This window comes from Paenibacillus koleovorans NBRC 103111, from assembly GCF_004000845.1.
GTDB lineage: Bacteria > Bacillota > Bacilli > Paenibacillales > NBRC-103111 > Paenibacillus_AA > Paenibacillus_AA koleovorans.
On record NZ_BIMA01000041.1, the window covers coordinates 48,683 to 57,451 of the forward strand.

General features: G+C 55.7%; 6 protein-coding genes. 3 read left to right on the forward strand and 3 right to left on the reverse strand.

Annotation, left to right across the window (positions count from 1 at the left end):
- Positions 1–9: 9 nt before the first annotated feature.
- The 3 genes from PKO02S_RS15495 to PKO02S_RS15505 form a co-directional block, all read right to left on the reverse strand.
- Positions 10–1,125: an aminopeptidase gene (locus PKO02S_RS15495; protein WP_127584385.1), complete on the reverse strand. Its 1,116-nt coding sequence runs from the start codon at positions 1,123–1,125 to the stop codon at positions 10–12.
- Positions 1,126–1,211: 86 nt separating this feature from the next.
- A complete protein-coding gene (locus PKO02S_RS15500) occupies positions 1,212–2,081 on the reverse strand; it encodes a hypothetical protein (RefSeq protein ID WP_127584388.1) in 870 nt (289 codons plus the stop codon).
- 79 nt (positions 2,082–2,160) lie between these two features.
- Entirely contained in the window at positions 2,161–3,930 is a 1,770-nt protein-coding gene (locus PKO02S_RS15505; protein ID WP_127584390.1) for a sensor domain-containing diguanylate cyclase, read from the reverse strand.
- 373 nt (positions 3,931–4,303) lie between these two features.
- On the opposite strand from PKO02S_RS15505, the gene rpsD reads away from it, so the two are divergent.
- The 3 genes from rpsD to PKO02S_RS15520 all read left to right on the forward strand — a co-directional run bounded on the left by rpsD (position 4,304) and on the right by PKO02S_RS15520 (position 8,685).
- Complete coding sequence (rpsD, locus tag PKO02S_RS15510) at positions 4,304–4,903, forward strand: 30S ribosomal protein S4 (RefSeq protein WP_127584392.1); 600 nt, start codon at positions 4,304–4,306, stop codon at positions 4,901–4,903.
- Positions 4,904–5,114: 211 nt separating this feature from the next.
- Positions 5,115–8,315 carry a transglycosylase domain-containing protein gene (locus PKO02S_RS15515; RefSeq protein ID WP_127584394.1) on the forward strand — a complete coding sequence of 1,067 codons (3,201 nt, stop codon included), beginning with the start codon at positions 5,115–5,117 and terminating at the stop codon, positions 8,313–8,315.
- A gap of 154 nt (positions 8,316–8,469) precedes the next feature.
- Positions 8,470–8,685, forward strand: coding sequence for a hypothetical protein (locus tag PKO02S_RS15520; protein WP_127584396.1), 216 nt, complete (start codon positions 8,470–8,472; stop codon positions 8,683–8,685).
- Positions 8,686–8,769: the final 84 nt, after the last annotated feature.

An 8,769-nucleotide genomic window follows, 5' to 3' on the forward strand; every position in this document is an offset into this window, starting at 1 on the left:
CCGCATCGCTTATTTCAATCGTTCCGGGTTCAAGCCTTCCAGCTCAGAAATGACGAAAATACCGTCTTTGCGGATCAGAACGTCGTCAAAATACACCTCTCCGCCGCCATACTCCGGCCGCTGAATGAGCACAATGTCCCAGTGAATCGATGAACGATTCCCGTTGTCGGCTTCCTCATACGCCTGACCCGGGGTGAAGTGAAGACTGCCGGCGATTTTCTCGTCGAACAGCGTGTCCTTCATCGGCTTGAGGATGTAAGGATTGAAACCCAGGCTGAACTCGCCGATATACCGCGCGCCTTCGTCGGAATCGAGAATCTCGTTCAAGCGCTGCGTATCGTTGCAGGTCGCCTCGACGATTCGGCCGTTCTCGAAGCGGAACCGGATGTTCTCGAATGTAAAGCCGCCATAGACGCTAGGCGTGTTATAGGAGATGACCCCGTTTACGGAGTTTTTCACCGGTGCGGTGTACACTTCGCCGTCCGGAATGTTGCGCTCGCCAGAGCATTTCTTGCCGGGCAGCCCCTGGATGGAGAAGCTGAGGTCGGTTCCCGGTCCGACGATCCGGACTTTGTCCGTCCGCCCCATCAAGTCTGCGAGCGGATCCATCGCTTTGTCCATCTTGGCGTAATCCAGGTTGCATACATCGAAATAAAAGTTTTCGAACGCTTCCGTGCTCATGTTGGCGAGCTGCGCCATCGAAGGGCTAGGGTAACGGAGAACGACCCATCGGGTTTTCTTCACACGCTGCTCCAGATGAACCGGCTTATAGTAGAGCCGCTGATACATTTCATTTTTCGCGCCAGGTACATCGGACATCTCGTTCACATTGTCGCCGGAACGCACCGCTATGTATCCGTCCATCTTCTCCATCCGGTTCAAGTCCAGCTCCTTCCACAGCTCGAGCTGCTCCGCTGTGATCGAAGCGAGCATCGACCGCAGGACGGACTTATCGCTCAGCTCCACGAACGGATAACCGCCTGCCGCGTGGACTTCCTCCACCAGACATTTGACCAGCTCGCGCTCGGAGCCGATCATCTCGATCAATATTTTTTCCCCCGGCTTCACGCCCACCGAGTAGTTGACCAAGTTGCGGGCCAACGTTTGGAGTCTGGGATCTCTCATGCTAACGGCACATCTCCTCATAAAAAGAAGTAATAAAGGCTGTTCGTAGTAAGGGACGAACCACCCCTTATTCTAGCACTTATCACTCAATCCGTGAATGCGTACTCGACCAGCGACGTTTCTTCCTTCGGCTGACCGCCCTTCGAATAATGCATGACCGTCTTCACTTGCATCGTGGTCGGCAAATTCGTTTTGCGATCCACTCCAATAACGTACTGCATCTCCGCCTGCAAGCTGCGTTTCACTTCTTCCAGCGAACCTCTGGCTTCCGCCAGACTCGCCTCGACTTCGATGCGCATGGCGGCCTTTTGCTTGTCCGTCAAATGGAATTGCTTCCGCAGCTCCTCCAGCTTCTTCTCCGTATCGAGCGCGCGCAGCTGCTCATCGATCCCTTCCGTCACCATGCCGGTTGCCTGCCGAGCATCCGGATGCACCGACAGCAGCGTCACGCCCGGCTGCTCCGCCCTGCGACCTGCGTCCACTTGCTTCTGCATCACGTTCAGCCGCTCCAGATGCACCATCGGATTCAATCGCAGCAGTTGGCCGGCATTCGCATTCGCCCCGTCCTCCGTTACGAGCCATTTGTCCTGCGACCGATTGAAGACGACGGCCTCGGACGTTGCCTGCATGGGCACCGTGCCGGAGGAGCTTGGCTGTCGGCCAGGGTCCAGCACTTGCATCTGCATTTGATTATGACCGGTCACGGTGCCCTTGAAGTTAATTCCGGGTTGCGGCGGCATCCCGTTGACGGACGACTGCGTTTTGCCGATGAACGTAAAATTGTCTTTGCCGGACAAGCCGGAAACCGTGTTGTCGAACAGCTCGCCCGGGTCTCCGCCGCTAATGCCGCAACCTTGCGCCGCCGCCAGCAGCAGGACGATCAATCCGCCAGCTGCCAGCCGTTTGCGGTTATGCCCAACTCTTGCGCCGCCTACTTTCCAGATTGAAAAAAGCATGCTGTCAACGCCTCCCGCGAATGGATAGAAATCGCTTTTTCGTTAGCGTCTCCTATGGGAGTGTCGTTATGCAGCACGCTTATCCTTGGCGAATCTGATTTTTGCCGGATCGCTTCGCCTTGTACAGCGCCATATCGGCTCGATAGAACAGCGTCTCCACGCTGAGCTTGGCATCGCTCCAGGCCCAATCGGACACTCCGCAGGATACGGTCACCTGAGGGGTCGTCTCCAGCCTTACCTTGTTGCAGATGCGCTCTGCGACGTGAACCGCCTGCTCGCGGCTTACCTTGGGGAAGTAGATCGCCAGCTCCTCCCCACCCCATCTGGCGGCGATATCGCCGTCCCGGATGCAAGACTTGATCACCTTGCTCACTTGAATCAAGACGTGGTCGCCGATCTGATGACCGTGGGAGTCGTTGATTTTCTTGAAATTATCGATGTCCAGCAGCACCAGCGAGCCGCAAGCGTCGCGTTTCTGGAACATGGCGATGTGCTCGTCCAGGTAGTGGCGGGCGAATAAGCCGGTCAAATGGTCGGTCGCCACCATGCGCCTCATCTCGGCATGCAGGTTCGCGTTCGAGATCGTCAGCCCGAAGTGAGTCGACAGCACTTGCAGCAGCTTGTAGTTGTTGTAGGAAAAATGGTTCGGCTGCCGATGGGCGACCAAAATCGCACCGATCGCTTCGCCGTGATCCATCATCGGGGAGGCTAACAAGGAGCGGGCTTCGGTCTCGTTCATCCACACGGAATCCACCGGACAGTCGGACCGGTAATCGGCCAGCATAACCGGCTCCTTCTTCGAGATGACGAGTCCGGCGAAACCGTAATCGAGCGACACCCGCTCGCGCATGAACGATTCCGGCCGGCTTGCCCTAACGACCAACTCGTTCTTCTGCTTGTCCAGCTCGAGGATGCAGACGAACTCCGCCTGGAACAGCTGCATCAGCTCCTCCACCGCGAACTGATAAATGTCTTGCAGCTTCAGGCTCTGGTTCAACCGGTGCGAAATCTCATTAATCAGCTGCAGCTCCTGAACGAGACGTACCGTTTGGCCGAACAGCTGGGCGTTCTCGAAGGCGGTCCCCGCCGTATCGGTCAGCAGCGAAATGTAGTCCCAGTCTTCGCCGGACAGCGCAGCCGATGACTCCGTTAGCTGAAGCACGCCATATACGCCTTGTTTGCCTTTCAGAGGCACGCCGGCCGTCAAGCGGCCGTTCCGGTCGGCGTCCTCGAAGACGAGCTTGCCCTGCATGAACGCCCGCGAGCACAGATGGTCGTCGTCATACAGCACGAGCGGCGTGACGGGAATTTCCGGACAAAGATGGTCCTGCGCCACATACAGCTTCTTCTCCAGCTCCGGATACAGCGCATTCAGACATTTGATCCATTCAGTTAAAATCGCGTTCACATCGTTCTGCTCATGCAGCCGCTTGGTCAGCAAAAACAGCGTGTTCTGCCGTTCGAAGGCTTGATTCATACGCTCCAGGGCGGCATCAGTCGAAGCAAGCCCGTTCCGTTCCCGCGTGAGTCGCACCTTGGCTGTCAACGCCGACGCCATCGCCTGCAGCAACAAGCGAGCGTCTCTCGCCCTCCCAGCGCCGAGCTGCAATGTAAGCGATATAGGGATCGAATCGATGACGATCGTCACCGGCTCATGCTCGGTCTCGATGGGCGGTTCCGCCTGCCGTCCGGAGGAGCCGCTCCTCAAGTCGCGCATTGCCCATACGGCTCCGTCCGGACCTAGCAGCGAAACCGTTCCCGTCTCCTCGGAATCGAAATTCATGAGCTCGTCGATCATGGTATGAAACGCATCCGTCCAGGGAGCGGCTGTTTGTTGATCTTCTTCCATAGCAAGCTCCTTCTACGAAACTTCAATACTCTTATAGTACACGTAATATTTTTTCTTTGCATCATAAATTATTCGTCAAAATGCTGCACCAACCGCCATCCCACGCGGTTTTGTCAAAAATGGACCGCCCAGAATGATTGGACCCGCTTGACACAGCCGCCCGCTTTTAATAAAATTAGAAGTCGAGTGGAATTAAGACTGCGTATCGAACCGATCCGGTGTCACCCTCACTGATTTTGTTGCTGACAGGACTGCGGCTGAACATTCCTGGCAGATGAATCCTCCGGATTCTGTAAACAAAATCAGGCACCCGGCGATGGCTGTGTTTCCATTTCAACCATCCTACTTTAATTGATGAAGGAGTCATGAATACATGGCACGCTATACAGGTCCCAAGTTTAAATTGAGCCGCCGTCTGGGCATTTCCTTGAGCGGTTCCGGCAAAGAATTGAAGCGCGCGTTCCCTCCGGGACAACACGGTCCGGGCCAACGCAAAAAAATGAGCGGCTACGGCATCCAGCTGCAAGAGAAGCAAAAGCTTCGCCACATGTATGGTTTGGGCGAGAAGCAATTCCGCAACCTGTTCGATAAAGCTTCCAAGCTTCAAGGTATCGCCGGTGAGAACTTCATGGCGCTCCTCGAGAGCCGTCTGGACAACCTCGTGTACCGTCTGGGCTTGGCCAACTCCCGTGCAGGCGCGCGTCAGCTCGTCTCCCACGGCCACGTGACCGTGAACGGCAAGAAAGTCGACATCGCTTCCTACATCGTCAGCCCTGGCGACGTAATCGGCCTCCGCGAGAGAAGCCGCGCGATATCCTCGATCAAGGAAGCATTGGCTAATCGCAATTTCCTGCCGGCCTACGTGGAATTCAACGAAGGCGCTATGGAAGGCAAGTTCATCCGTCTTCCGGACCGTTCCGAAATGCCTCAAGAAATCGATGAGAAGCAAATCGTCGAGTTCTACAGCCGTTAAGCTGCAGCCCCAGACCGTCCGGCCTTTCGGACGGTCTTTTTTGTACGTACACAATCCGATAAGCGGGTCACGAATACTATGGAAAATCGTACCGCAAGCTATCAAGAGAATGCTGGCCTGCCATCCATCTCCCAAGATGGGACGCGGTTCGACAGGATAGGCTGCTTTTCCGCAATATGGTATAATACACTTGCAGGATAGGAGGTTGCATATGCCACAGGAATCATCAGAGAAAAAGCCATCATTTTTCAAACGTCATCCGAGGCTGCGCAAGACGCTGGTGTTTACGCTGGCGATCATCAAGCTGACTTTTTTGATCGGCATGTTGGGTTTGCTGGTGGGTGCCGGCGCGGCATTCGGCTATGTCAGCTCGCTCGTGAAGGACGACCCGGTGCGGAGCCGCGAATACATATTGAGTAGGATGGACGAGAACACGCTTACCGGCTTCGTCTATTTCAACGACGGTACACCGGTCGGCCAGCTCCGTTCGGATGAAGACCGCCGCATGATCAGCCAGTCCGAGCTCCCGGCGCTTATGCGCGACGCCGTCATCGCGATCGAGGACGACCGGTTCTACGAGCATAGCGGGGTTGATATGAAAGGGCTGTTCCGGGCGGTTTCGCAGAAGCTGACGAACGCCGATGTGCAGACCGGGGGCAGCACGATTACGCAGCAGGTCGCCCGCCGTGTGTTCCTGAGCTTCGACAAGAGCGACAACCGCAAGGCGAAAGAAATTTTCTTGTCGCTGCGGCTGGAGCGGCTTATGTCGAAGGATCAGATTTTGCTCGCCTATCTCAACAAAATCCCTTACGGCAACGGGTCGAACGGAACGAATTTATCCGGCATCAAAGCTGCCGCCAAAGGCATTTTCAACATCGACGATCTCAATCAATTGAACGTAGCCCAAGCCGCCTACTTGGCGGGTCTGCCGCAGTCGCCTAGCGTGTTCTCGGCCTACACGAGCCGCGGCAAGTTCGACAAAACCGGCTTCGACAAGGCGAACAACCGCAAGGAGCTCGTGCTCAAGCGGATGCTCGAGACCGGCAAGCTGACGCAGGCGCAATATGACGAAGGGCTCCAGTTCGATCTGCAAGCCTCGCTCGCCCCTTCTTCGGAGAGGGCGTACGACACTTATCCTTATTTGATGCTGGAAGCCGAACGCCAAGCGTCCGAGCTGCTGCTGAAAAGTGTGACTCCCGGGCTTAAGTCAGGCGCTACGAAACGGGAGCAGGAGCTCTATGCGGAAGCGCTCAAGGACGCTCGCGAGCAGTTGCTGCAGGGCGGCTATCATATCTACACGACGATCGACAAAACGATTTACGACCAGATGCATCTCATTTCGGATAATCCGAAAAACTTCACGCCGGACGATAAAGTAAAGGGCATCGAGCAAATAGCCGGTGTGATGATGGACAACAAAACCGGTGCGATTCTGGGTATGATCGAAGGACGCGACTTTTTCGTCGAACAAATGAACTTGGCCACGCAGATGAAGCGCCAGCCCGGCTCCACGATGAAGCCGATCGCCGCCTATGCCCCTGCTATCGAGAAAGGCGTCCTCCAGCCGGCTTCGATCATCGACGACGTCCCCCTCGTACTGAAGGACTGGGTGAAGAAGTTCCACTTGCCGGAAAACTGGGACGGCGATTTCCACGGTCTGGTCACTGCGCGACATGCGCTGAACCAGTCATACAACCTTCCGGCGATCAAGCTGTACTTGAACGACGTCGGCATCAACACCGCTTGGGACTACGCCAAGAAAATGGGCATCACCTCGATTACGCAGGATGATTACAATGCGCAGACCGGCGTAATCGGCGGCTTGTCTCAGGGCGTGTCCGTCGAGGAAATGACGAATGCTTACCAGACGCTGGCCAACAAGGGCATTTTCAACGATGCGTTTATGATCAGCAAAATAACCGACGCCTCCGGCACTATCATTTACGAGCATAAATTGAAACCGGAGACGGTGTTTTCCGAAGAAACCTCGTATTTGATTACGGACATGCTGCGCACCGTCGTATCGGCCGGTACGGGAACCGATATCAAACGAGACTTCAAATATTACAACAAGTATCCGGTCGTCGGCAAAACCGGGTCTACGCAGAACGACGGCGACGCCTGGTTCGTGGGCTACACCCCGGACGTTACGCTGGGCGTATGGGCCGGTTATGACGAGCAGATCAACACGCTCAGCAAAACGGGCTGCGGCACCGGCATCGGCTGCGGCACCCAGCGGGCCAAAAAAATATGGTCGCTCGTCATGAACGCCACGGTCGAGAACAAGCCGGATCTGTTCGTGACACCGGCTTACACGAAACCGGAAAATATCGTCGAAATGACGGTATCCGGCTATTCCGGCAAACTTCCGAACGAAGAAACGGTCAAAGCCGGCAAGCTGAACACCGATATTTTCAACAAAAAGTTCGTGCCGATCGAAGAGGATAATGTCCTCGTTCATCAGAAATTCGTCTCCTACGACGGCCTCGTCTTCCTGCCCAAGGCGGACACCCCGGGGGACATGGTTCAAGAGAAGCTTGTCGTGCGCAGGCAGAAGCCGATCGCGCAGATTATTAAAGAAATCGAAGACATTCTCCCGCAGCTGCCGGCAGAGAATCGCAAGGACATTTGGCACTACTACCCGCAAGATTACCAGAACGACGCCGCTTATACCGAAGATCCGCGCGTGGATGACGGCCAGAAGCCGGCAGCACCGAGCGGGATTGCGCTTCAACGTTCGCCGGACGGCACGTATACGGTCTCGTTCCAGCCTTCCACAAGCCAGGACTTGGTCGGCTATCGATTGTATCGCTCTTCCGACAGCACCGGCTTCAACCGGTTGAACGGCAAGGTCGCCTTGATCGGGCAGGAAGCCTCGATCAGCGATAAGCCGGTCAATGCACAAGGTCTTGTCGGGTATTATGTCACGGCTGTGGATGTCGTCGGCAAAGAGTCCGCTCCGAGTCGCGCCGTCTACAGTGACGGCAACTCGGTCGATCTGCTGCCGCTCGACGGCTTCGGCGTACCGAACGGCACTGGCGGGACCGGCGGCACAGGAGGCACTGGCAACGGTACCGGCGGCACAGGAACGGGGACCGGTGGTGGATCGACAGGTTCGGGGGGGCAAGTACAGCCGAACAAAGGAGCCCCGACCGCCCCTCGCAACGTGGCGTTGAAGCCGACTTCCGCCGGATTGGAGATCAGCTGGTCGGCGAACGCGACGGAAGAGAAAGTGTCCAAGTATACGGTTTACTACAGCGATAAAGAAACCGGGAAGTATTACGCTCTACAGTCTTCCACCTCGACCAAGCTGAATTATTACGCCTTGCTTTATGAAGGCTGGTACAAAGTCACCGCGACGAACGCTAGCGGTGAATCGCTCCCTTCCAAGGCCGTGCAGTATAAGAAGTAACCATTCGATATGGCTGAGTGAGCTCCTTGCATTCGCATTTGCGAAAGCTGCAAGGGGCTTTTTTGTGTCTGGTTCAGGCGGAATAGGACAAATCGTGTCGTCCATACAATGAAGAGTTGGCATCTCATTTGATGAAGCGGGGGAAAGGTCAGGCATGCGTGGGAAGTCCGAGTATATTATAGTCGTTATTCCGATGTCCGAAATAAAAAAAATCGTGTGGGTAGACGTTATCGCAAGTACGGCGTTGTATTATGCGATCCAGTTGCCGGTCCACTCCTTTCTCATTGCGAGCGCGGGAAGCATGGCGGGTCCTCTTCTGATCCGCTGGAGCCTGAGGCAACGCGGCAAGCAGCGAGTACGCCGGCTTTGAAGCAAACGAAAGGGGCTATCCACAAGGTCGGTTGGACCTTGCGGATAGCCCCTCTTCTATAGTCGCGCTTAGTCTTCGATCGTC

Bases quoted from the DNA above. Each gene is read 5' to 3' on its own strand.
- PKO02S_RS15495 (WP_127584385.1), bottom strand. From the start codon at position 1,125: ATGAGAGATCCCAGACTCCAAACGTTGGCCCGCAACTTGGTCAACTAC.
- PKO02S_RS15500 (WP_127584388.1), bottom strand. From the start codon at position 2,081: ATGCTTTTTTCAATCTGGAAAGTAGGCGGCGCAAGAGTTGGGCATAAC.
- PKO02S_RS15505 (WP_127584390.1), bottom strand. From the start codon at position 3,930: ATGGAAGAAGATCAACAAACAGCCGCTCCCTGGACGGATGCGTTTCAT.
- rpsD (WP_127584392.1), top strand. From the start codon at position 4,304: ATGGCACGCTATACAGGTCCCAAGTTTAAATTGAGCCGCCGTCTGGGC.
- PKO02S_RS15515 (WP_127584394.1), top strand. From the start codon at position 5,115: ATGCCACAGGAATCATCAGAGAAAAAGCCATCATTTTTCAAACGTCAT.
- PKO02S_RS15520 (WP_127584396.1), top strand. From the start codon at position 8,470: ATGCGTGGGAAGTCCGAGTATATTATAGTCGTTATTCCGATGTCCGAA.